Below are 21,220 nucleotides of genomic sequence, written 5' to 3' on the forward strand. Positions count from 1 at the left end.
GCCTGTCGCCCCTCGCGCCTCGCGCCGCTCACCTGTTGGTCGGCGCCTGCCCGTTCGTGGCCCACAGCGCGAAGGAGAGCTGGTCGGCGCCCTTCGCGACGGCTGCCTTGATGAGGTCCGCGCCGCCGTGCCCGGCGTTCCGCTCGATGCGGAGCAGGACCGGGCCGCCCGCGCTCGCCGCCTGGAGCGCGGCGGCGAACTTGCGCGCGTGCATCGGATCGACCCGATCGTCGCTGTCGGCCGACAGCAGGAGGACGGCCGGATACCTCGTCCCCGGCTTGACGTGGTGATACGGGGAGTAGGCGTAGAGCGCCCTGAACTGCGCTGGATCGTCGGCGGACCCATACTCGCTGATCCACGTCTTGCCGGAGCCGAACAGGTGGTATCGCACCATGTCGAGCAGGGGGACGCCGCAGAGGACGGCCCCGAACAGCTCCGGCCGCTGGGTGAGCGCGGCGCCGACGAGCAGGCCGCCGTTCGAGCCGCCCTGGATGGCGAGCCGCTCGGGGCGCGTGTATCCCTCGCGGACCAGGTGCTCTGCCGCGGCGATGAAGTCGTCGAAGACGTTCTGCTTCTTGAGCAGCATCCCGTCCCGGTGCCACGCCTCGCCGTACTCGCCGCCGCCGCGCAGGTTGGCCACCGCGTACACCCCGCCCCGCTCGAGCCACGGGTAGATCGAGGCGGTGAACGCCGGGGTCTGCGACATCTGGAAGCCGCCGTAGCCGTAGAGCAGCGCGCGGGAGCTCCCGTCCTTCTTCATGTCCTTGCGGCGGACGATGAACATCGAGATCTTCGTGCCGTCCTTGGACGGGAAGAAGGTCTGCTCGACGGTGAACTGCGACGGGTCGACCGGCACCTCGACGCGCGCGTAGAGCTCGGTCCGGCCCGTCTTGATCGAGGTCGCGTGGATCTCCTGGGGTGAGGTGAACGACTCGAACGAGAAATACGCCTCGTCCTCGTCGGGCAGCCCGGACGGGCCGCCCACGGTGCCTATGCCGGGCAACGGGACCTCGCGGACCAGCTTGCCGTCGAGCGTGCGCACCTCGACCCGGCTCGAGGCGTCCTTGAGGTAGCTCAGCGCGAGGTGCCCACCCAGGATGGAGACGCTGTCCAGGATGGCGTCGGGGCGCTCCGGGACGATCTCCTTCCACGCGGCGCGCTCGGGCCTGTCCGGGTCGACCTCGAAGAGGCGGTAATGGGGCGCGCCGTCGTCGGTGTGGACGTAGAACCGATCCTTGTAGACCTCGACGCTGTAGTGCGCGTCGCGCCCCACGGCGAGCGGCTTGTCCACGTCCCGACCGCCCGGCCTGCGGAGATCGCGAAAGTAGACGTCGGTCGAGGTCCACCCGTGGGCGACGGTGAGCACCAGGAAGCGGCCGTCCTTGGACAGGAGCGCGCCGAGGAAGGTCTTCGGATCGCCCGTCCTGCCGCGCACCACGCGATCCTGCTTCGGATCCTGGCCGAGCCGGTGGAAGCGAACCTCCGCGTAACCGGGCCGATCGGCGACCGGGATCGACGGGTCGGTGGGGAGCCAGACGTAGTAGAAGCCGTCGCCGGAGGGCGTCCACGACGCGTACGCGTATTTGCCCCCTTCGATGACGTCCACCTCGGAGCGCTTGCCGGACGCGACATCCATCACATGGAGGGTCGCTTCATCCGAGTTGTTCTTCTGGACCTTGTAGGCGACGTTCTTGCCGTCCCACGACACTTCCCACCCGCCCAGCGAGACGCTGCCGTCGTCAGACCAGCTGTTCGGGTCGAGCAGCGGGCGCTCCTCGCCGCTCTTTCCTTCCTTCCAGTAGACGATCGACTTCTCTTTCGTCGCGTGCCTCCGGCTCAGGAAATATCGACCCCGGCGGTGGCGCGGCGCGGACACCGCATCGATGTAGAAGAGCTGCTTGAGCCTCGACGCGATCGCGTCCCGCTCGGGGAGCCGCGCGAGCTCGGCGCGGGTGAACGCGTCCTGAGCCTGCATCCACTCTTTCACGTGCGGCGCGCCGCCGTCCTCCAGCCAGCGGTACGGGTCGGCGATCTCGACTCCCTGGACGGCGTCTTTCACCGAAACGGCGCGGGTGAGCGGGTACGCGGGGCGGAGAGGATCGGCGGGCGTCGGCGCGGCGCTGGCCGCAGCGGGGTGCGATGAGGAGCTTGCGGTCATGGTGGGACCCGTTCGATGTGCCTTGGCACCTCCGCAGGCGCCAGCGAGGAGCGCCGTGAGGAGCAGGCAGGGAGAGGCCTTCATGGGACGGCGAGCATACCGTGCCCCAGGCGACGGGGGCAGGCGAGTTCGCCGCGCGCGATCGAGGATCGAGCGCCCCTCGCGCGACGCGCCCCCTGGCGAGCGCCGCGTCGTGCCGCCGGCACGTCATCCGGCGAACCGGATCTCCGATGGACTCGCTTCAAGCATGCTTCTCGTTCTGTCCCGACATGCCATCCGTCGCAGGGCTGGATGCTGCGGCAGCGCCGCGCCGCGCCGACGCGCGGCGCCCGCCCGCGCGTCGACGACGAGAGCGCGCGGTCCTGGCGCGCCCCGCGCCGGCGTCGGGGGGCGCGCCGATCGGGAGAGGCCATCGGATTGCGATGCCGGAGGCCCCCGTCATCGTATAGGAAAGGGAGCCCATGGCGACGTCCCTCCCCCTGCGGCGTGCGGCCGCGCTGCCGGCGCTCCTCGGCCTCGGCCTGCTCCATTCCACCGCATCGGCGCAGGAGGCGGCGCCCGGGGGCGCGGAGAGCCCACCGCCCGCGAGGGACGCGAGCGCCGCCGCCGCGGCCGCGCCGCCGCCGGGGAATGCGGTCCCCGACCCCGGCGGCGCGGATCCGCAACCCGGCACGGCCCCGCGACTCGCCGGGGATGCGCCCACCGCGGACCCGCTGTTCGCGCCAACGAAGGCGGTGCGGCGCAGCGGGTTCGCCGCCGGCGTCGCGGGAGGCCTCACGCTCGGGAGCGCCGCCGGATTCCCCAATGATGTTCAGAAGATAGGATACGAGCGCTACTACACCGAGACCGGCGTCGGCATCGGCGGCGGCGGTTACGTCTGGCTCGGCGGGGTGCTCGCGGACTGGCTCACGTTCGGCCTGGCGTTCGGCGGGCACGGCCTGAGCGCCGCGGAGCATGGCACCCTGGCTGGCGGGGTCATGTTCCACACCGAGGTATTCCCGCTCTTCTCGCTCGGGGAGCGCTGGAGAGAGGTGGGTGTCATCGTCGATGCTGGCACCGGCGTGGCCTACACGACGGCGGACGGCAGCGACACCGACGTCATCGACGGTGCCCTCCCGGCCCGCATCGGCGGCGGCGTGTTCTACGAAGGAATCCGGCTCTGGAAGGTGTCGATGGGCCCGTGGCTCTACGCCGATTACACCTGGAGCACGTCCGTCCGCCAGCCAGGGCTTTACCTCGGCTGGCGCACTGCCCTGTACACCGGGCCCTGACCCGATCGCCGCTGCCCCGCCCCCGCATCACACGTCGGCGCTCCCCCTCACCGCTCACGTCCGCACGTCGTCCGCACTCCTCGACAACCGTAGGCCCTCGGGGGACCTGGTCGTGGTCTACGCCTGCAGCTCCGGCGTCCGCCGCCGCACCAGCGCCTCCCGCCCCGGCGGCGCCAGCGTGAGCCGGATCCCGCGCCGGATGAGCTGCATCGCCGCGAAGTACGCCGCCCCCACCAGGATCTTCCGCCCGATCTCGCGCGGCACGCTCGGCTTCCCGCGCGGCGCCACCCAGTCCGGGTGCCGCCAGAAGCGCACGAGCGCGCGGACGCGCTCGGCCCGCAGCCGCTCGTCGCGCGCCCGCGCCCCCCGGACCAGCGCGATCACCGCCGCGCCGCCCAGGATCGCGAGCAGCAGCCCTCCGGCCGCCACCCCGGCCCCGTGCCGGCGCACCTGGGTCTTCACGTCGAGGAGCGCGTGGCGCCGCCGATCGATCACCTGGATCGTGTGCAGCAGCCGGTCGCGCAGCTCGTCCGCCTTCCGCTCGAACTCCTCCCGCTGACCGTTCAACCCCTTCATACGACGCGCTCCCGGACCAGCCGCACGTCCGACCCGAGGCGGCCGCGCGTCCGCTCGAGCGGCCTCCTCGGCGCGCGCCCGTAGCCGACGACGCCCACCACGACCGCGAGCGCGATGAGCCCGAGCCCGATCAGCAGCGCCGGAAGCGGCCCCGGCGAGATCGCCAGCGCGATCGCGACGAGCACCAGCGCCACCCCGAGCAGCGCCGCGGCCGCCGCCGCGCCGAGCGCGACGCCCGACGTCTTCGCCCGCGAGATCTCCTGGTTGATCTCGTCGCGCGCCAGCGCGACCTCGACCTCTATCAGCTCCCTGGCCTCGGCGATCGCCTCCTTCACGAGATCGGCCGTCGAGCTCTCGGGCCTGGGATCCACCTGCCTCATGGGACACCTCTCCGCCTCACAGGATGAACGCGCTCGGGAGCGGAGCAGGCAGCCGCCAGCGCACGGTCGCCGCGGAGCCCCCGCCTCCGACCGCGCCACGCGGTGCATACGGCACGCCAGCCCCATCCTCGCGCAGGCGCGCGCGCGCTGCGCGGCCGCCGGCCAGCGCCCGCCCGCCGCGGCGGGCGCTCAGGGCAGGACGCCGGAGACGACGCGCTCGTGGCCGCCGTAGTCGAGGTGCCTCGCGACATCGACGAACCCCGCCGCCGCGAAGAGCTCGGCGACCTCGCCCGCCTTGCCGGCCTCGACCTCCACCGCCAGCACGCCGCCGCCGGCGAGCCGCGCCGGCGCGCCCGCGACGATGCGGCGCGTGAAGGCGAGCCCGTCCGCGCCCCCCGCGAGCGCGAGGTGGGGCTCGTAGCCGCGGATGTCGATCTGCAGCGCGGCCACGTCCTGGTCCGGGATGTACGGCGGGTTCGCGGTGATCAGGTCGAAGCGGAGGCCGGGCGGCACGCCGGCGAACAGATCCGAGCGCAGGAACCCCGCGTTGACGGCGCCGAGGCGGAGCGCGTTCTCGCGGGCGACGGCGAGCGCGCCGTCCGAGATGTCGATGCCGAGGACGCGGCTGGTGGGCCGCTCGCAGGCGAGGCTCACCGCGACGCAGCCGGAGCCGGTGCACAGATCGAGCACGCGCGCGGAGAGCGCGAGCTGCCTCGTCCGGGCGAGGCCGACCTCGACCAGGATCTCGGTGTCGGGGCGCGGGATGAGCACGCGCGGATCGACGCGGAACGGGCGGCCGTAGAACTCCCGCACACCGAGCAGGTAGGCGACCGGCTCGCCGGCGCGGCGGCGCTGGTGCAGCTCCCGGTAAGCGGCGAGCTCGGCCCTGTCGAGCGGCCGCTCGGCGTCGATGAGCAGCCCGACGCGATCGATGCCCAGCACCTTGCCGAGCAGGAGCTCGGCGTCGAGGCGCGCCGAGGACGCGCCGCGCTTCCTCAGATCGCCCGAGGCCCACGCGATCACGCGGCGGATCGTCCAGGGCTCGTTCTGCGGCTCGACGTCGGGCTTGGTCACGGGAGCGGGACAGCGACGGCGTCGCGGACGGCGGCGGAGACGACGGCCTCGACCTCGGCGCGGATCGCGTCGCGATCCGCGGCCGACCGGGCCTCGAAGCGCAGCACGAGGATCGGACCGGTGTTCGAAGCGCGGCAGAGGCCCCAGGCCCCGCCGCCGAAGTCGATGCGCGCGCCGTCGATGTCCACGACCGGACGGACGCGGCGGAAGTGCTCGGTCACGCGGCGCACGACCTCGAACTTCACGGCGTCGGGGCAGTCGACCCGGATCTCGGGGGTGGCGAAGGTCTCCGGCACGTCGGCGAGCAGATCGCCGAGCGGCCGCTGCGCCCGGGCCACGATCTCGAGCAGGCGGACCGACGCGTAGACCGCGTCGTCGAACCCGAACCACCGGTCGGCGAAGAACATGTGCCCGCTCATCTCGCCCGCGAGCAGGGCGCCTTCCTCTTTCATCTTGGTCTTGATGAGCGAATGGCCCGTCTTCCAGAGGATGGGGCGCCCTCCGCGCGCGGCAACGTCCGCGTAGAGCGTCTCGGAGCACTTCACCTCCCCGAGCACGGCCGAGCCGGGGCGCTCCGCGAGGAGCGACCGCGCGAACAGGAGCAGCAGCTTGTCCCCCCAGATCACCTCGCCGCGCTCGTCGACGACGCCGATCCGGTCGCCGTCGCCGTCCCACGCGATGCCGAGCGCGGCGCCGGTCGAGAGCACGCGGGCGCGGAGCGCCTCGAGGTTCTCGGGCACGGTCGGGTCCGGGTGGTGGTTCGGGAACCGGCCGTCGATGTCGCAGAAGAGCGCGTCCGGCGAGAAGCCGAGCGCCGTGAGCGCGCGGACGCCGAGCGGGCCGGCCGCGCCGTTGCCGGCGTCGACCACGAAGCGCACGTCGGTGCGCGACAGGCGGGCCGCCGCGCGCACCGCCTCGATGTAGTCGGCCGCGAGGTCGACCTCGGTGAGCGCGCCCCTTACCGCCGCCGGCGCGCCCGCGGCGCCCTCCTCGATGAGATCGGCGAGCGCCTGGATCTGCTTGCCGAAGAACGACGCCTTGCCGCGCATGAGCTTGAACCCGTTGTCCGGCGCCGGGTTGTGGCTCGCGGTGATCATGATCGCGCCATCGGCGTGGAGGTGGTGCGCGGCGAAGTAGAGCAGCGGCGTCGGCCCGACGCCGGCCGAGATCACGTCGGCGCCGCCCGCGAGCAGGCCCTCCGTGAGGGCGGAGAACAGCCGGCCGCTCGAGAGGCGGCCGTCCCGGCAGACCGCGACCCGCGGGCGGGCGCCGCCGGACGGCGCCCCGGCGGCGAGCTCGCGGCCGAGGAGCAGGGAGAAGGCGGCGCCGAGCTCACGGGCGAGCTCGCTCGATAGGTCGCGCTCGGCGTCGCCGCGGATGTCGTACTCGCGGAAGATGGTTCGGGGGACCTTCATAGACCACGCGGAGGAACGCTCGGCGACGCGCTGCAGCGCCGGCCGGCGCGGAGGATGCTCTGACACGGCGCGATCGTGGGTGAAACGAAAAACGCTCGCCGCGGCGCGGGCCTCCGGCGCGCCGGCCCGCCGGCCCACCAGATTGCGTTCCTGGCCGCCGGCCGGGTAAGTTGGGCCCCGTGGGAGCCCAGGACCGCTTGATGACGCGCGCACAGAGGACCGGTCTCGCCGCCGTGCTGGCCCTCTCCGCCTGCCTCGCCTGCAGCGAGGTCGCGCTGGCGGCGGAGCCGTCGCCCGCCGCCCTGCCGATCACGGTCGTCGCCATCCGGACCGACGACGCGTACGACCAGGCGGGCGCGCTGACCCAGGCGCTCCGCTCCGCCATCAAGGAAGCCCGGGGGTGGTCGGTCGGCGAGGGGGATTTCTCGCTCGAGGTCCTGACGCTCTCGCTGCAATGCCCCGATGTGCCCGACGACGGCTGCCAGACGCGCATCGCCGACCACATCCGGAGCGACCGCTATCTCTGGGGCGTGCTCCGCAAGAGCGACACCAACGTGGAGGGCTCGCTGAACCTCTGGACCCGCGGGAAGCCGACCGCGAGCGTCCCGGTGAAGTACAGCGCGAACCTCACCGAGGCCAACGACGAGCCGCTCCGGAAGATCGCGGCGGACGCGATCGCGTCGCTGACCGGCGGACCGCCGATGGGGTCGCTCCGCGTGAGGACGGGCGCCGCGCAGGCGAGCGTGCTCATCGACGGAAAGCCGGCCGGCAACGTGCAGAACGGCGAGGGGACCTTCCCGGTCACGGCCGGGCCGCACCGGGTGCGCGTGAAATCGGCCGGGTTCCTCGACTCCGAGGCGTCGGTCGTGGTCGTGCCCGTGGCCACGACCGACCTCGCGCTCAGCCAGATGCCCGCCGAGCCGTCGCAGTCCAACTGGAGGCGGATCGGCGGGTTCATCGGCCTCGGCGCGGGGGCGGCGTTCGGGACCGTCGCCGTCATCAGCTCCGTCCAGGTCGCCAGCATCCAGAGCGACCCGCAGTACAAGGCCTACCGGGCGCTGTTCACCACCGAGGTCGGCGACGTGTGCGCGCTCGAGCAGCGCGAGGCCATCCGGGGCGACATCACCGCCGACGCGAGGACGGCCGACGCGGGCATCCGGCTCTGCGAGAAGACGGACACGTTCATGGGGCTCCAGTACGTCTTCTACCCGCTGGCCGTGGTCTCCGCGGGCCTCGGCGCCTACCTGCTCGTGACGAGCGACAGCCGGAGCGGGGACCGCGCCGGCTGGACCGTGCAGCCCAGCGTCGGCCTCGGCGCGGGCGGCCTCGACGTGACCTACCGCTGGTGAGCCGCGCCGCCCGTTCCGCGCGCCGGGGGCCCGGGGAAGGGCGACGATCATGCGGGTGATCGCCGGCCGGCTCGGCGGGCGGCGGCTCGCCGCGCCCCGCGGCGAGGGCACGCGGCCGACCGCGGACCGCGTGCGCGAGGCGCTCTTCTCCTCGCTCGGCGACATCACCGGCGCGCTCGTCTGCGACCTCTACGCCGGCACCGGCGCGCTCGGCATCGAGGCGCTCTCGCGCGGCGCGCGGCGCGCGGTCTTCGTCGAGAGCGGCCGGCCCGCGCTCGCCACGCTCCGCGAGAACCTCGCCGCGCTCGGCCTCGCCGACGCGGCGCGCGTCGTCCCGCTCCCGGTCGAGCGCGCCCTCGACCTGCTCGCCGACGAGGGCCCCTTCGATCTCGCGCTGCTCGATCCGCCGTACGCCGCCCTGGCCAAGGCCGCCGCCGCGGCCGCGCGCCTCGCCGGGCCGCTCGGGTTGCTCGCCCCGACCGGGCGCCTCGTCCTCGAGCACGCGCGCCGCGATCCTTCGCCGGAGATCGCCGGGCTCACCTGCGCCGCCATCCGCACCTACGGTGACACCGCGGTGTCGTTCTACGAGCGCTGAACGGCCGTCCGCGTGGAGCCAACATGTTCATCCAGGGCGCATCCAGTTTCCTGGCGCGCTTCCCTGGCCACCCTTGTAGACTCGCCCCCCGCCGGACGCGCCCGCGTCTCGGCTCCGGCGCACAGGGCCCGCCGACGCGGCCGGCCCCGCGTGCCTCTCCGGGAGGACTTCTCAACGTGTCCGCATCGATGCCCCCGTCGTCCCAGCAGATCCCTGGGAAATCCGGCAATTCTGGGATCTACATCGCAGGAATGGTCGTCCTCGCCGCGCTCACGGCGGGCCTGCTCTACTGGAAGCTGCGCCCGGAGCCGGAGGCGCCGCCCGCGGAGCCCACCGCTGCTGCCCGCACCGAGACGAAGCCGGCGGAGCCGCCGCCGCTCTTCGCGCCCCCGCCGCCGCCGCCGGTCGAGGAGGTCGAGGACGCCGGGGTGGACGCTGGCAAGGTCGCGTCGGGGCAGGGCCCGGCCACGACCGGCAAGTCGCCTTGCTCCGCCAAGTGCGGCGACGGCGCCACCTCGCCCGCGCTCGACTCCGCCGTCCTCGCGCTCGCCCGCTCGGCGCAGGGTTGTTATAACCGCGCGCTGCGCACCTCGGAGGTCTCCGGCAAGCTGACGGTGAGCGTGCAGGTCGCCTCGACGGGCGCGGTGTGCGGCGCCTCGATTCTCAACGACACGGTGGGGTCGGGCGAGATCTCGTCTTGCGTTCTGGGACGTTTCCGCGGCAAATCACTGCCTCCGCCGCAGAGCGGATGCGTCGTGGTGAACGTTCCGATCAACTTCACCATCAAGCAATAGGAAGCAGCCGATGCGAATGCTCCCCCTCCGGATGGCCAGCCTGCTCCTCCTCGCGCTCGCGCTGCCGAGCGCCGCGTGCCGCGTCGAGGAGGGGACCACCCCGAGCTGCAAGGACAACCTCGACCCCGAGCACGGGATCGTGACGGACCCCGACGGGTGCCATCAGCTCCCGTACTGCATGGTGAACGGTAAGCAGGCGGCCCCCGAGGAGTGCTGCAAGAACGCGGAGGGCATGGTCAACCTGGCGTGCGCCAGGGGGTATGCGTCCCTGACCTCCTCGGCCACCACGACGTCGGCGAGCGGCTCCGGCGGCGGCGACGGCGGGAACGGCGGCTCGGGCGGCGGCGGCGGCGCGGGCGCCGGGGGCTCGGGCGGCGCGGGCGCCGGGGGCTCGGGCGGCGGCGGGGGGAGCGGCGGCTAGGCCGCGCGCATCCATCGCGCCGTGGCGAGGAGCGCCGCTTCCACGCGGGGGATCCTGCTCTCGGTCGCCTACGACGGGCGCCCGTTCGCGGGCTTCGCCCGTCAGCGCGACCAGCGCACGGTCGCGGGCGAGCTGCTCGGCGCGCTGCGCGCCATCGATCCGGCCATCCGCGAGATCCGCGGCGCGAGCCGCACCGACGCGGGCGTCCACGCGCGCGACCAGCGCGTCGCCTTCGACACGGCGGCGCCGCTGCCGCCGCGCGGCTGGGTCCTCGCGACCGCGCGCCACCTGCCGGACGAGATCGTGATCCGTCGCGCCGCCGTGGTGCGCGTCGGGTACTCGCCCCGCTTCGAGAGCCTCCGCAAGCGCTACCGCTACCTGATCCTCCGGGATCTGGTCCGCGATCCGTTCCTCAGCCGGCGCGCGTGGCGGGTCGAGGGCCTCACGGACGAAGCGATCGAGCGGGCGCGCGCCGAGGCGCTCGCCGCGAAGGGCACCCACGACTTCGCCGCGTTCCGGACGAGCGCGGACGAGCGGACGACCACGGTGCGCACGCTGTACGGCGTCGAGCTGTCGCTCGACCCTGCGGATCCGCGCCTCGTCCGGATCGACGTCGAGGGGAACGCGTTCCTGCACAACATGGTGCGCATCCTGGTCGGCACCTTGATGGACGTGGCGCGCGGCCACCTCGCCCCCGGCGCGATCGCCCGCGCGCTCGCGTCGCGCGACCGGCGCGACGCCGGGATCACGGCGCCGCCGGACGGGCTCTACCTGGAGCACATCCACCTGCGCGACGACGGCCAGGATCCCTGGCCCGGCGGGCCATCGGACGGCCCCTCGACGGACGACGCCGCGCCGGAGGGCGCCCCGGCGGCGGACGAGGCCTCGCCGGCGGCGGACGAGGCGGGCGCGCGGCCCGAAGCGGGCGCCGGGACGTAGGACCGCGGGTCAGAACCCCTGCCAGGAATCTGCCTCGCGAGAGGAGAGAAATTCAACGCAAAGGCGCAAAGGCGCAAAGATGCATTTGTTTTTTTGCGCCTTTGCGCTCTTTGCGCCTTTGCGTTGAACTCTCTCCCGGATCCCTGGTCGGACTTCTAGCGGGCGGAGCTGGGGCCTGCGCACGGCCCGCGGCGGCGCGCTGCCCGAGCGGGCGCGCCCCTGCGGCCCGATCCGCGACCCGCGCGCTTTCGCACGCCAGGAGGTTGCGTTCGCGAGCGCTTCCCGTCTTACCTCTTGCCTCGCTGCCGGGCCCCCCGCTCCGCGGACCGCGGACAGGACCTCTCCCACGCGCTGGAGGAAGCATGAACTCGCGTCGGCTGACTGCATCCCTCGCCCTGCTCGTCCCTGCCCTCTCGCTCCCGTCGCTCGCGGGCGCCCAGCCGTCCGCAGCGCCGGCGCCGGCGCCCACCCTCCGGGCGCCCTCGGCGCTGCCGAAGGCGGCGCCCTCGCCCGCGCCGTCCGGCGCCGCCGCCTCCAGCGCCGCCGCGGCCGCCGGCGCCGCCGATCTGCGCCGCCTCGGCGAGGCGTTCGCCGACGTCGCCGACAAGGTCGGCCCCGCGGTCGTCCAGATCGAGGTCGCCGTCGGCGAGGACGTCTCCTCGCCGCTGCGCTGGTTCCGCGACGGCGGCCAGCGCCGCGGGCTCGGCTCGGGCGTCATCTTCTCCCCGGACGGCGGCATCCTCACGAACAACCACGTCATCGACGGCGCCCGCGCGATCACCGTCCGGCTCCGCGACGGCCGCATGTTCGCCGGCCGCGTGGCGGGCCGCGACCCCGCGACCGATCTCGCCGTGCTCCGCATCGACGCGAAGGGCCTGCCCACCGCGACGTTCGCCGACAGCGACGCCGCCCGCGTCGGCGCCTGGGTGGTCGCGATCGGCTCGCCCTTCGGCCTCGGGCACACGGTCACCACCGGCGTGCTCAGCGCCAAGGGGCGCGGCGGCGTCGGCGTGAACGACGTCGAGGACTACCTCCAGACCGACGCGAGCATCAACCCCGGCAACTCGGGCGGCCCGCTCGTCGACCTCGACGGCCGCGTGCTCGGCATCAACACGATGATCGTCAGCCGCGGGCAGGGCATCGGGCTCGCGGTACCGGCGAACATGGCCCGGCGCGTGGCCGAGCAGCTGCTCCGGCACGGCCGCGTCGAGCGCGCCTGGATCGGCGTCGGGCTGCAGGATCTCACGCCCCAGCTCGCGGCGGTGATGCCGGACGCGCCCCGCGCCGGCGCGCTCGTCAACGCCGTCAACCCGAGCGGCCCCGCGGCCAGGTCGAACCTCCAGCCGGGCGACGTGATCACGTCGGTCGCGGCCAGGCCGGCGCGCGACGCGCAGGACGTCATCCGCGAGCTCTTCAACCACAACGTCGGCGAGACGCTCACGCTCGAGGTCGCGCGCGGCGGCCAGCGGTACCAGACCCGGGTGACGCTCGCCGCGCGGAGCGAGCCGCCGCCGCCGGCGCTGCCGGTCCAGCGCGCGCCCGCCCCGCACGCGGGCCTCGGCCTCACCCTGCGCGACGCGCCGGCCGAGCGCGGCGAGCGCGGCGAGCGCGGCGAGCGCGGCGAGCGCGGCGAGCGCGGCGAGCGTGGCGAGCGCGGCGAGGGCCGCTCGCTGGCGCGCGTGGCCTTCGTGGCGGACGACTCGCCCGCCGAGCGCGCGGGCCTGCGTCCAGGCGACGTAATCCTGGAGGCCGACGGCCGCCGCGCGCCCACCGCCGCCGAGGTCGAGGAGGCCGCGCGCGACGGCGAGCTCCTCGTCCGGGTGCAGCGCCGGGGCGCGGCGTTCTACGCCGCCCTCAAGCGCTGACCCGCGCCGGCGCAGCGCCCCCGGAAAATCCGACGCGGACAAATGGACTGCCCGCGCTCGCCTTGGTAGTCAGGGTACCGTGCACGTCGGACTCGACCGTCTCCCGGATCTCTCGCAGCTCCAGCGCATCCGGTCGGCTCGCCTGGGGGTCCTCGCGCACCCGGCGAGCGTCGACCGCGAGCTCACCCACATCGCGTTCGTCCTCGAGCGCCTCGGCGTGCGCCCGCGCCTCTTCTTCGGCCCGGAGCACGGCTACGGCGGCGAGGCGCAGGACATGGCGGCCGTGACGAGCGCCGTCGACGCGCGCTCCGGCGCCCGCATCGTCAGCCTGTACGGCGACAGGTTCGAGGATCTCTCGCCTTCCGCCGAGGATCTCGCGGACATCGACCTGCTCGTCATCGATCTCGCCGACGTCGGCGCGCGCTACTACACGTTCGTCTGGACGGCGCTGCTCGCGCTGCGGGCGGCCCACGCGGCGGGCGTGCACGTCGTGCTGCTCGACCGGCCGAACCCCATCGGCTGCGCGCCGGAGAGCGTCGAGGGCGCGACGCAGGCGCCGGGGTTCCTCTCGTTCGTGGGCCTCGAGCCCGTGCCGATCCGCCACGCGCTCACGGTGGGCGAGCTGGTCGCGCTCTTCGCGCGGCGCGAGGGCATCCCGCTCGGCGACGTCGCCTGCGGGCTGCAGGTCGTCGCGGTCGAGGAGCACCGCCGCGAGGCGCTCGCCGCCGAGTGGGATCGCCCGTTCGTCCTGCCCTCGCCCAACATGCCGACGGCGGACACCGCGCTCGTCTACCCGGGCGGCTGCCTGATCGAGGGGACGAACCTGTCGGAGGGCCGCGGCACGACGCGCCCGTTCGAGATCGTCGGCGCGCCCTGGCTCGACGGCCGCGATCTCGCCGAGCGCCTCGCGTCCACGGGGCTGCTCGGGTTCATCGCGCGGCCGCTCACCTTCCGGCCGACCTTCCAGAAGCACGCCGGCAAGATCTGCGGCGGCGTTCAGATCCACGTCACCGACCCGCGCACCTTCCGTCCCGTCGCGACCTACCTCGCGCTCACCGCGTTTGCCCACCGGCAGCGGCCCGAGAAGTTCCGGTTCCGCACCGAGCGTTACGAGTACGTCGACACGATCCCGGCCTTCGATCTGCTCACCGGGTCGGCTGCGGCGCGCCTCGCCATCGAGGCCGGCGAGGATCCGCTGGCGATCGCGCTGGAGGCGTCGCGCCCGGATCCGGCCTGGCCCGAGGTGATGCGGGAGGCGCAGGCGGCGCTCGCCGCCGCCGGCTGAGCGGCGCCCGCGCGGCTCAGCGATCGTACCGGTCGTAGGGCTCCGGCCGGGAGAGGACGCCGGCCGTGTACCTCGTCGCGAGGACGACGAGAACGATCGCGAGCCCGGCGACCACGGAGAAGATCCGCGCCGGGCCCTCGGCGGAGAACCCGAACAGCCAGGGCGAGGCGATGAGACCGACGCCGAGGGAGGACTCCAGCGCTCCGTGCACCGGAAACGGGATCTTCCTGGCTGCGCCGAGCGGCTGATCGGACAGCAGCGTCACGACGAGGTGCGTCAGGGCGGTGACATAAGAGACCGCCGTCGGCACCGGCCCGAAGCGGAGCGCGAGCGGCGCGAGCGCGAGCAGGACGACGATCGCGTAGTCGACGTACCCATGGAGTCGGGGAGACAGCAGCTTCATCGGTCCCTCCTTGGAGGAGCTCCCCGCACGGCGGTGCATCGCATGTGCCGGAGAGCGGCTGTCAGCGCGCGCGCAGCCGGCGGCGCGGCGCCGCGCGCCCCGGAGAGCAGGGCGGTTATTCCTCGTCCGGGACGGGCGCGAGGGTGCTTGTCGTGCTCACGGGAAGGGGGCGCGGGGTGCGCGCGCGCTCGATCCGGCACAGGTCGGGGGCCGGCACAGGTCGGGGGCCGGCACAGGTCGGGGGCCGGCACAGGGCGGGGGCCGGCACAGGGCGGGGGCCGGCACAGGGCGGGGGTGGGGCCGGCGGCGCTTGACGCGACCCCGGAGGGGCGCAGGTTCCGTGCATGCAGGCCGGATCTCGCGTCGTTCGGCGGGCCGCGCGCGGGGCAGCGCGCGCGGCTCCCGCGCCGCGCAACCCGACCTCTGGCCGCGCGCGGGCGAAGCGCCGGTCATGAGCTCGGCGCCGCGACTCACCGGTCGCGTCGTCCTCCCCGGAGATCCCGGCTACGACGACGCGCGCGAGGTGCACAACGCGCGCTTCTCGCGATCTCCTCGCGCCATCGTGTTTTGCCAGGACGCGCAGGACGTCGTGAATGCCATTCGGTGGGCGACCGCGCGAGGCGCGGAGATCCGGGCGAGGAGCGGGCGGCATAGCTATGAGGGGTTCTCCGTGGTCGACGACGGGCTCGTCATCGACGTGAGCGACCTCCGGAGCGTCCGCGTCGACCGCGAGCGCGGGATCGCCGTCGTCGGCGCAGGCGCGGATCTCATCACCGTCTACGACGCGCTCTGGCAGGTCGGCGTCACCCTCCCTGCGGGCTCGTGCCCCACGGTCGGCATCGCGGGGCTCACGCTGGGCGGCGGGTTCGGCCTCCTCTCCCGCGCCCTCGGCCTCACCTGCGACAGCCTCCTCGCCGTCGAGATGGTCACCGCGGGCGGCGAGGTGGTCCGGGCCGACGCGGAGGAGAACCCGGAGCTCCTCTGGGCCTGCCAGGGCGGCGGGGGCGGCAACTTCGGTATCGTCACCTCCTTCACGTTCAAGACACACCCGATCTCCGACGTCTCGATCTTCAGGATCTCCTGGCCGTGGGCCGACCTCGCGCGGGTGCTCGAAGCGTGGCAGACGTTCGCCCCGCACGCCGACGAGCGACTGACGTGCATCCTCAAGCTCGCGGCGGCGGCTTCGGGCGAGATCTCGTGCGTGGGCCAGCTCCTCGGGCGGGGCGAGGAGCTGCGCCGGCTGATCCAGCCGCTCTTCTCCTCCACGCGCGGGGCCGAGCCCTCCGGCGCGTCGATCGAGACCATGCCTTACCTCAATGCGGTGGGCCGGCTCGGGGGGCTCGGCGGCGATCCCGAGCGATGGACGGTGCACCCGCACCAGCAGCAGGCGAGCTACAAGAACACGTCGGCCTATGCGTACGAGCGCTTCGGGGCCGACGCCATCGCGACCCTCGCCGCCGGGCTGTCGCGCGCGCCGAACCCGAAGTGCCTTGTCCAGCTCGACGGTTATGGCGGCGCCGTCGGCCGGGTCGCGCCCGACGCCACGGCGTTCCCGCACCGGCGCGCGCTGTGGAGCCTGCAATACCAGGCCCACTGGACCGCGGCCGCGGAAGAAGCGGAGTGCGTCGCGTGGGTCGAGCGCCTCCGCCGCGCGATGCTCCCCTACGTGCGTGGCGCCTACATCAACTACGTCGACGCGGAGGTCGAGGGCTGGCTCACGGCCTACTACGGCCCGAACGCCGCGCGGCTCGCGGCCGTCAAGGCGCGGTGGGACCCGCGCGAGGTGCTCCGCTTCGCCCGGTCGATCCCGCCCGCTCCGCCGGAGGCGGCGGAGGTGCCCGCAGGCGGCGCGGCCCAGGGCGGCGCGCCGGACGAGCGCGCCGCGCCGTGATCGCGCCGCTCGAAGAGCAGGGTTCGCCTGGATCGCCGCGGCGGGCCGGGCGCGGCGGCCCGCGCGCGCCTGGCGGTCCGCGGGCTCAGCCCGTCGACAGGAGCTCGTCGAGCACGGCGCCGTATTCGTCGAGGAGCGGGTGCGGCGGCAGCGCTCGGCACATCGCGCGCAGCTCTTCGAACCTGGCGACCTGCACCTCCCTGCCGCGCTTGAACATCGACCACGGATCGCCGTGCTCGCGCGAGCAGACGATGATGGACTGGAAGTTGTCTATCTTGTCGGCCAGCGTGATCGCCTGCGCTTCCCAGGGCTTCCTGGGGAACGCCTCGAGATAGAGGCGCTTCCTGTCCTCCCAGGGCAGCGACCGGTCCTGCTCGGTCACGTGGCGGACGAGCGTGGCGACGCGCTCGCCGAAGTGCTGGAGCAGCTCGTCGAACGTGACGCCCTGGTCCTCCATGGCGTCGTGCAGCGCGCCGGCCGCGACCACCTCGTCGTCGAAGCCGTGGCGCGCGAGCAGGACCGCGACGCCGGCGAGGTGGCTGATGTAGGGGACGTCGGCGTTCGGATACTTGCGCTTCTGTGCTCGGTGCCAGACCGCCGCCTGGTCGAGCGCGCGCTTGAGGAGGGTGCCCATCGCGGTGTCCCGCCAACCATAGCCGCTCGTCGCCCGGAGCGCAGGCGCCCGAACGTGAGCCCGCCCCCGCCGCCGGGACCTCCGTCCCGAAGAGACCGCGCGCCGCGCGCCGCCCGGGGCCCGCCCGGACGCCGCGCCGATCCGGGCGCCGCGAGCGCCTGCGCCTGCGATCGATCAGCGGACCGGTCGTCGCCGAGGGCGCCCGGCCGCGGCGAGCCGTCCGCCGCAGGCGCGCGTCGCGCGAGGGTGGCTGTCGCGCGGAGGTCCAATCGGCGCGGCGGCCTCGCCGCGCCCCGGCGGAGCGCGACGTCCCCCGCGACCCCGACGCCGAGCAAATGTTCACCCCTGCATCCGGTCCGTGCTCGGCGCCTCGGGGCTCCGGCGCGGGACAAAGGCTCTTCGACCGGCGTGCGCCGCGGTCGCCGCGCTGACGAAGCATGGGCCGCCGGGGCGCGGCAGCCTCTCGTTCGTTCAGAGGGTCCGGGGAGGTGTGCGCAAGTCCTACGAAGATGTAGACCACGCCGCTCGTTGCCCAAGACTCCGCAGTTGTCGGCCGGTATACTGGTCCGCGATAGCGGCTTAACCCGTCATGCGAAACCCGCCGACGCAGGGTGCCACCTGATGAGATCTCGGTCTTTCTGCTCGCTGGCCGCCGCGCTGGCCGCCCTCGCCGCCGTGCCCGCGCTCGCCCGCGCGCAGGACGCGCCCGTCAAGCCCGAAGGCATGGCCTTGAGCCGCTTCGTCCCGGCGCCGGCCGGGGACCGCATGTTCAGCGTGCCGTCGCCGTTCGCGCCGGGCCACCTGACGCCCCACGTGATGCTGATGGCCGATTACGCGAGCAATCCGCTCGTCCTGCGGCGCGAGCGCGACGGCGCGGAGATCGGCGCGGTCGTCAGCGATCAGCTCACGTTCCGGCTCAGCGCGTCGCTCCCGCTCTGGAACAAGGTGAGCTTCGACCTCGACGCGCCGCTCACCGCGCTCCAGTCGGGCGAGAACCCGAACGGCGGCGGCCGCGAGTTCGCGTCCCCGAGCGGCGCGGAGCTCGGCGACCTGCGGCTCGGCGCGCGCGTGCAGCTCTATGGCACCTACCACGACCCGCTCCAGCTCGCGGTCGGCGTGTACCTCTGGCTGCCCACCGGCGCGGCCGACTCGTTCGTGAGCGACGGGCACGTCCGCGCGATGCCGTACCTCGCCGCCGGCGGCCGCATGGATCGCCTCGTCTGGTCGAGCTCGCTGGGCACCGAGCTCCGGCGCTCCCAGTCCTTCGGCGGCGTGGCGCAGGGGACGATGCTCACCCTGGGCGGCGGCGTCGGGTTCCTCGCCGTAGACGACCGGCTCCAGGTGGGGCCGGAGCTCACCACCGCGATGGTGCTCGAGGACATCAGCAGCCGCTCGATCAACGCGGAGCTCCTCCTCGACGCCCGGTATCGATTCCTCCCCTTCCTGGAGGCGGGCGTCGGCGTCGGGCCGGGGCTCACCTCGGGGATCGGGACGCCCGACCTGCGCGTCGTCGCCATGGCAGCCTTCACGCCGGAGCAGCCGCCGGATGGGGACAGGGACGGTATCCCCGATCCGGAGGACGCCTGCCCGAGGGTGGCGGGCGAGCGCAGCGCCGATCCGCGCAAGCACGGCTGCCCGCCGCCGCCGGACCGCGACAACGACGGCATCGCCGACGGCGACGACGCGTGCCCGCTCGTCGCCGGCGTCGCGAGCGCCGATCCGCGCAAGCACGGCTGCCCGCCGCCGCCGGACCGCGACAACGACGGCATCGCCGACGGCGACGACGCGTGCCCGCTCGTCGCCGGCGTCGCGAGCGACGATCCGCGCAAGAACGGCTGCCCGCCGGACCAGGACGAGGACGGCGTGCCCGACAGCGAGGACGCCTGCCCCGAGATCAAGGGGCTTCGCTCCAAGGACCCGGCGAAGAACGGCTGTCCGCGCGACACGGACGGCGACGCGATCCGCGACGACAAGGACGCCTGCCCGAGGGAGAAGGGCTTCGCGGATCCGGATCCCGAGAAGCACGGCTGCCCGAAGGCGGTGCGGGTGACCGACAAGAACGTCGTGATCCTCCAGCAGGTGCAGTTCGACACGGACAAGGCCACCATCAAGCCGGTGAGCGATCCGCTGCTCGACGAGGTCGCCCAGGTGCTGGAGGAGCACCCGGAGATCGTGCTCATCGAGATCCAGGGTCACACCGACGACCGGGGCACCGACGAGCACAACCGGATCTTGTCGCAGAACCGCGCCAACTCCGTCATGGCGGCGCTGGTCCGCCGCGGCATCGACTCGACGCGGCTGACGGCGCAGGGCTACGGCCGGGAACAGCCCCTCGACAACAACGCGACGGAGGCGGGGCGGCAGCGGAATCGCCGTGTCCAGTTCATCATCATCAAGAAGGCCGCGTACAAGCCGCAGGTCGAAACCGGAGAGGATCGATGAGAAAGCAGTTGGGCATCACCGGGCTCGCGTCGCTCACGCTGATGGGCCTCACGACCGCCAGCGCGACGGCCGAGCCCAAGCTGCGCGTACAGGTCGATCAGAAGGGCGATTTCGCCCTCATCGGGAGCTCGCTCGGGCAGGAGTGCCGCTCTTCGACGCCGAGGCCCAAGGAGGGCACGGTCGGCGCCTGCGGAGCGTCGACCGCCGAGTCGGGGCCCGATCTCTTCTGGCGGTCCGACTCGCCCGCGGACGGCAGAGCGGAGGCGAACCTCGACATCACCCCGGAGATGGCGCGCACGACCGCGGTGCTGACGCTGCCCGAGGGGGCGACGGTGACGCACGCGTTCCTGTACTGGGCCGCGCGCAACGGAGGCGGCGCCGATACCGAGGTGGAGCTCCACCACGAGGGCGGCTTCGACGGCAAGGTCACCTCCATCGACTCGGTCGAGACGGTGGTCAACCAGGGCAAGCCCAACGAATCGCACAACTACCAGTCCGTCGCCGACATCACCTCGATCGTGAAGGAGAGCGGCGCGGGTGCTTACCGGGTGGGCGGCGTGGACGTCGTCGACGTCAGGGACCGCGACGACGACGTGGTCTTCGCGGCGTGGTGGATGGTGGTGTTCTACGAGGCGCCGAAATCGCCGATGCGCAACCTCGCGCTGTTCGACGGGCTCGACCGGGTCTCCGACGTGGGCTGGCAGCAGGTCGAGCTCTCGGGCTTCAAGGTGCCCGACGCCGGCTTCGTGGCGAAGCTGGGCATCGTCGCGTTCGAAGGCGACAACTCGAGCTCTGGCGACAGCGTGTTCTTCAATCCCAAGAACCCTGGGAAGCCCGACCTGGCCGAGGCGCTGAGCGACGCGCTCAACCCCGCGGACAACTTCTTCAACAGCACCCGATCGGCCCTCGGAGAGCCGGTGTCGGTGGAGGGCGATCTCCCGAGGATCGCGGGCACGCCTCAGAGCATGTCGGGGGTCGACATCGACATCGTGGATGTCAGCTCGAAGCTCAAGCCTGGGGACGATCGGGCGACGCTCGTCGCCACGAGCACGGACGAGCTGTACTTCCTCGCGGGCTGGGTGACGTCGATCTCCAACTTCGGCCCCGACTTCAGCAAGTCGACCAAGGTGGCGACCGACATCGGCGGGCTGCCGACGTACCGCGGCGACGCCATCGAATACCGCATCACGGCGACGAACACCGGCAACGACGACGCCGTGGGCGCGGTGCTGACCGACGCGTTGCCTCCCGGCGTGACGTTCGTCCCGGGCTCGCTCTCGATCGTCGAGGGGCCGAACGCCGGTCCTCAGACGGACACGCCGGGAGACGACCTCGGCGAGTACGATCCGCAGACGCGGACCGTCACGTTCCGGCTGGGCGAGGGGGCGGACGGCGCGAAGGGCGGCGGCATCCCTGTCGACGGGAGCGTCACGGTGCGCTTCGAGGTCACGATCGACACGGACGCGCCGAACGTCATCAAGAACCAGGCGCGGATCGCCGCGGCGGGCGCGCTCGGCGCGCCGGTGAGCGAGGATCCGACGGACGGCAACGGCGCCGCCGCCGGCGCGCCGCCGACCGAGGTCGCGGTGGAGCCGGAGGATTTCTACGCCGCGGGGAGCGGCATGATCGGCCCGTGCGCGACCGGTCCGCGAGGCCGGGATGGCAGCGCCGGCTGGCTCGCGGGGCTCGCGCTGGCGGGGCTCCTCCGCAGGCGGCGCCGGGCGTAGC

At 73.5% G+C, this 21,220-nt stretch carries 18 protein-coding genes; 11 read left to right on the plus strand and 7 right to left on the minus strand.

The genetic code is table 11. The features are described 5' to 3' along the window. Positions 1-28: 28 nt before the first annotated feature. A complete protein-coding gene (locus NQZ70_RS46965) occupies positions 29-2,158 on the minus strand; it encodes a prolyl oligopeptidase family protein (protein ID WP_129580042.1) in 2,130 nt (709 codons plus the stop codon). A 461-nt stretch (positions 2,159-2,619) separates the two neighbouring features. Here NQZ70_RS46965 and NQZ70_RS46970 point away from each other — a divergent pair, with 461 nt between their 5' ends. Further along, a complete protein-coding gene (locus NQZ70_RS46970; RefSeq protein ID WP_129580043.1) occupies positions 2,620-3,429 on the plus strand; it encodes a hypothetical protein in 810 nt (269 codons plus the stop codon). Positions 3,430-3,546: 117 nt separating this feature from the next. On the opposite strand, the gene NQZ70_RS46975 is transcribed toward NQZ70_RS46970, so the two are convergent. From NQZ70_RS46975 to NQZ70_RS46990, 4 genes are all read right to left on the minus strand, one after another. Further along, positions 3,547-4,005 (minus strand): hypothetical protein, encoded by a 459-nt coding sequence (locus NQZ70_RS46975; protein ID WP_129580044.1) that lies wholly within the window; start codon positions 4,003-4,005, stop codon positions 3,547-3,549. Beyond that, positions 4,002-4,385, minus strand: a complete 384-nt coding sequence (locus NQZ70_RS46980) for a phage holin family protein (RefSeq protein WP_129580045.1) — start codon at positions 4,383-4,385, stop codon at positions 4,002-4,004. Before NQZ70_RS46980 ends, NQZ70_RS46975 begins: the two co-directional genes overlap by 4 nt. A gap of 189 nt (positions 4,386-4,574) precedes the next feature. Next, positions 4,575-5,459, minus strand: a complete 885-nt coding sequence (gene prmC / locus NQZ70_RS46985; protein ID WP_129580046.1) for a peptide chain release factor N(5)-glutamine methyltransferase — start codon at positions 5,457-5,459, stop codon at positions 4,575-4,577. Beyond that, positions 5,456-6,874: a phosphomannomutase/phosphoglucomutase gene (locus tag NQZ70_RS46990; protein WP_129580047.1), complete on the minus strand. Its 1,419-nt coding sequence runs from the start codon at positions 6,872-6,874 to the stop codon at positions 5,456-5,458. The genes prmC and NQZ70_RS46990 overlap by 4 nt, the downstream gene beginning before the upstream one ends. A gap of 200 nt (positions 6,875-7,074) precedes the next feature. Here NQZ70_RS46990 and NQZ70_RS46995 point away from each other — a divergent pair, with 200 nt between their 5' ends. The 7 genes from NQZ70_RS46995 to NQZ70_RS47025 all read left to right on the plus strand — a co-directional run bounded on the left by NQZ70_RS46995 (position 7,075) and on the right by NQZ70_RS47025 (position 14,122). Continuing rightward, complete coding sequence (locus NQZ70_RS46995) at positions 7,075-8,223, plus strand: PEGA domain-containing protein (RefSeq protein ID WP_237244686.1); 1,149 nt, start codon at positions 7,075-7,077, stop codon at positions 8,221-8,223. 49 nt (positions 8,224-8,272) lie between these two features. Next, positions 8,273-8,818 carry a 16S rRNA (guanine(966)-N(2))-methyltransferase RsmD gene (rsmD, locus tag NQZ70_RS47000; protein WP_129580048.1) on the plus strand — a complete coding sequence of 182 codons (546 nt, stop codon included), beginning with the start codon at positions 8,273-8,275 and terminating at the stop codon, positions 8,816-8,818. Positions 8,819-8,994: 176 nt separating this feature from the next. Then, a complete protein-coding gene (locus tag NQZ70_RS47005) occupies positions 8,995-9,612 on the plus strand; it encodes an AgmX/PglI C-terminal domain-containing protein (protein ID WP_129580049.1) in 618 nt (205 codons plus the stop codon). Positions 9,613-9,622: 10 nt separating this feature from the next. Continuing rightward, positions 9,623-10,033: a hypothetical protein gene (locus NQZ70_RS47010; protein ID WP_272827065.1), complete on the plus strand. Its 411-nt coding sequence runs from the start codon at positions 9,623-9,625 to the stop codon at positions 10,031-10,033. 21 nt (positions 10,034-10,054) lie between these two features. Further along, positions 10,055-10,972: a tRNA pseudouridine(38-40) synthase TruA gene (truA, locus tag NQZ70_RS47015; protein WP_129580050.1), complete on the plus strand. Its 918-nt coding sequence runs from the start codon at positions 10,055-10,057 to the stop codon at positions 10,970-10,972. Positions 10,973-11,334: 362 nt separating this feature from the next. Next, the gene (locus NQZ70_RS47020; RefSeq protein ID WP_129580051.1) at positions 11,335-12,837 is read left to right on the plus strand and encodes a trypsin-like peptidase domain-containing protein; all 1,503 of its coding nucleotides are present in this window, start codon (positions 11,335-11,337) and stop codon (positions 12,835-12,837) included. Positions 12,838-12,916: 79 nt separating this feature from the next. Next, positions 12,917-14,122 carry an exo-beta-N-acetylmuramidase NamZ domain-containing protein gene (locus tag NQZ70_RS47025; protein WP_129580052.1) on the plus strand — a complete coding sequence of 402 codons (1,206 nt, stop codon included), beginning with the start codon at positions 12,917-12,919 and terminating at the stop codon, positions 14,120-14,122. A 16-nt stretch (positions 14,123-14,138) separates the two neighbouring features. Here NQZ70_RS47025 and NQZ70_RS47030 read toward each other — a convergent pair whose 3' ends face one another. Further along, positions 14,139-14,525 carry an SPW repeat protein gene (locus NQZ70_RS47030; RefSeq protein WP_129580053.1) on the minus strand — a complete coding sequence of 129 codons (387 nt, stop codon included), beginning with the start codon at positions 14,523-14,525 and terminating at the stop codon, positions 14,139-14,141. A 451-nt stretch (positions 14,526-14,976) separates the two neighbouring features. Here NQZ70_RS47030 and NQZ70_RS47035 point away from each other — a divergent pair, with 451 nt between their 5' ends. Then, positions 14,977-16,416 carry an FAD-binding oxidoreductase gene (locus NQZ70_RS47035; protein WP_237244687.1) on the plus strand — a complete coding sequence of 480 codons (1,440 nt, stop codon included), beginning with the start codon at positions 14,977-14,979 and terminating at the stop codon, positions 16,414-16,416. Positions 16,417-16,501: 85 nt separating this feature from the next. Here NQZ70_RS47035 and NQZ70_RS47040 read toward each other — a convergent pair whose 3' ends face one another. After that, positions 16,502-17,050 carry an HD domain-containing protein gene (locus NQZ70_RS47040; protein ID WP_129580055.1) on the minus strand — a complete coding sequence of 183 codons (549 nt, stop codon included), beginning with the start codon at positions 17,048-17,050 and terminating at the stop codon, positions 16,502-16,504. A gap of 621 nt (positions 17,051-17,671) precedes the next feature. On the opposite strand from NQZ70_RS47040, the gene NQZ70_RS47045 reads away from it, so the two are divergent. Both NQZ70_RS47045 and NQZ70_RS47050 read left to right on the plus strand, forming a co-directional pair. Then, positions 17,672-19,492 carry an OmpA family protein gene (locus NQZ70_RS47045; protein ID WP_129580056.1) on the plus strand — a complete coding sequence of 607 codons (1,821 nt, stop codon included), beginning with the start codon at positions 17,672-17,674 and terminating at the stop codon, positions 19,490-19,492. After that, positions 19,489-21,219, plus strand: coding sequence for a DUF3344 domain-containing protein (locus NQZ70_RS47050; RefSeq protein WP_129580057.1), 1,731 nt, complete (start codon positions 19,489-19,491; stop codon positions 21,217-21,219). Before NQZ70_RS47045 ends, NQZ70_RS47050 begins: the two co-directional genes overlap by 4 nt. The last annotated feature ends 1 nt before the right edge of the window (position 21,220 follow it).

The organism is Sorangium sp. So ce836 (genome assembly GCF_028553905.1).
Lineage (GTDB): Bacteria > Myxococcota_A > Polyangia > Polyangiales > Polyangiaceae > Sorangium > Sorangium cellulosum_D.

Bases quoted from the DNA above. Each gene is read 5' to 3' on its own strand.
- NQZ70_RS46965 (WP_129580042.1), bottom strand. From the start codon at position 2,158: ATGACCGCAAGCTCCTCATCGCACCCCGCTGCGGCCAGCGCCGCGCCG.
- NQZ70_RS46970 (WP_129580043.1), top strand. From the start codon at position 2,620: ATGGCGACGTCCCTCCCCCTGCGGCGTGCGGCCGCGCTGCCGGCGCTC.
- NQZ70_RS46975 (WP_129580044.1), bottom strand. From the start codon at position 4,005: ATGAAGGGGTTGAACGGTCAGCGGGAGGAGTTCGAGCGGAAGGCGGAC.
- NQZ70_RS46980 (WP_129580045.1), bottom strand. From the start codon at position 4,385: ATGAGGCAGGTGGATCCCAGGCCCGAGAGCTCGACGGCCGATCTCGTG.
- NQZ70_RS46990 (WP_129580047.1), bottom strand. From the start codon at position 6,874: ATGAAGGTCCCCCGAACCATCTTCCGCGAGTACGACATCCGCGGCGAC.
- NQZ70_RS46995 (WP_237244686.1), top strand. From the start codon at position 7,075: ATGACGCGCGCACAGAGGACCGGTCTCGCCGCCGTGCTGGCCCTCTCC.
- rsmD (WP_129580048.1), top strand. From the start codon at position 8,273: ATGCGGGTGATCGCCGGCCGGCTCGGCGGGCGGCGGCTCGCCGCGCCC.
- NQZ70_RS47010 (WP_272827065.1), top strand. From the start codon at position 9,623: ATGCGAATGCTCCCCCTCCGGATGGCCAGCCTGCTCCTCCTCGCGCTC.
- NQZ70_RS47020 (WP_129580051.1), top strand. From the start codon at position 11,335: ATGAACTCGCGTCGGCTGACTGCATCCCTCGCCCTGCTCGTCCCTGCC.
- NQZ70_RS47030 (WP_129580053.1), bottom strand. From the start codon at position 14,525: ATGAAGCTGCTGTCTCCCCGACTCCATGGGTACGTCGACTACGCGATC.
- NQZ70_RS47035 (WP_237244687.1), top strand. From the start codon at position 14,977: ATGAGCTCGGCGCCGCGACTCACCGGTCGCGTCGTCCTCCCCGGAGAT.
- NQZ70_RS47040 (WP_129580055.1), bottom strand. From the start codon at position 17,050: ATGGGCACCCTCCTCAAGCGCGCGCTCGACCAGGCGGCGGTCTGGCAC.
- NQZ70_RS47045 (WP_129580056.1), top strand. From the start codon at position 17,672: ATGAGATCTCGGTCTTTCTGCTCGCTGGCCGCCGCGCTGGCCGCCCTC.
- NQZ70_RS47050 (WP_129580057.1), top strand. From the start codon at position 19,489: ATGAGAAAGCAGTTGGGCATCACCGGGCTCGCGTCGCTCACGCTGATG.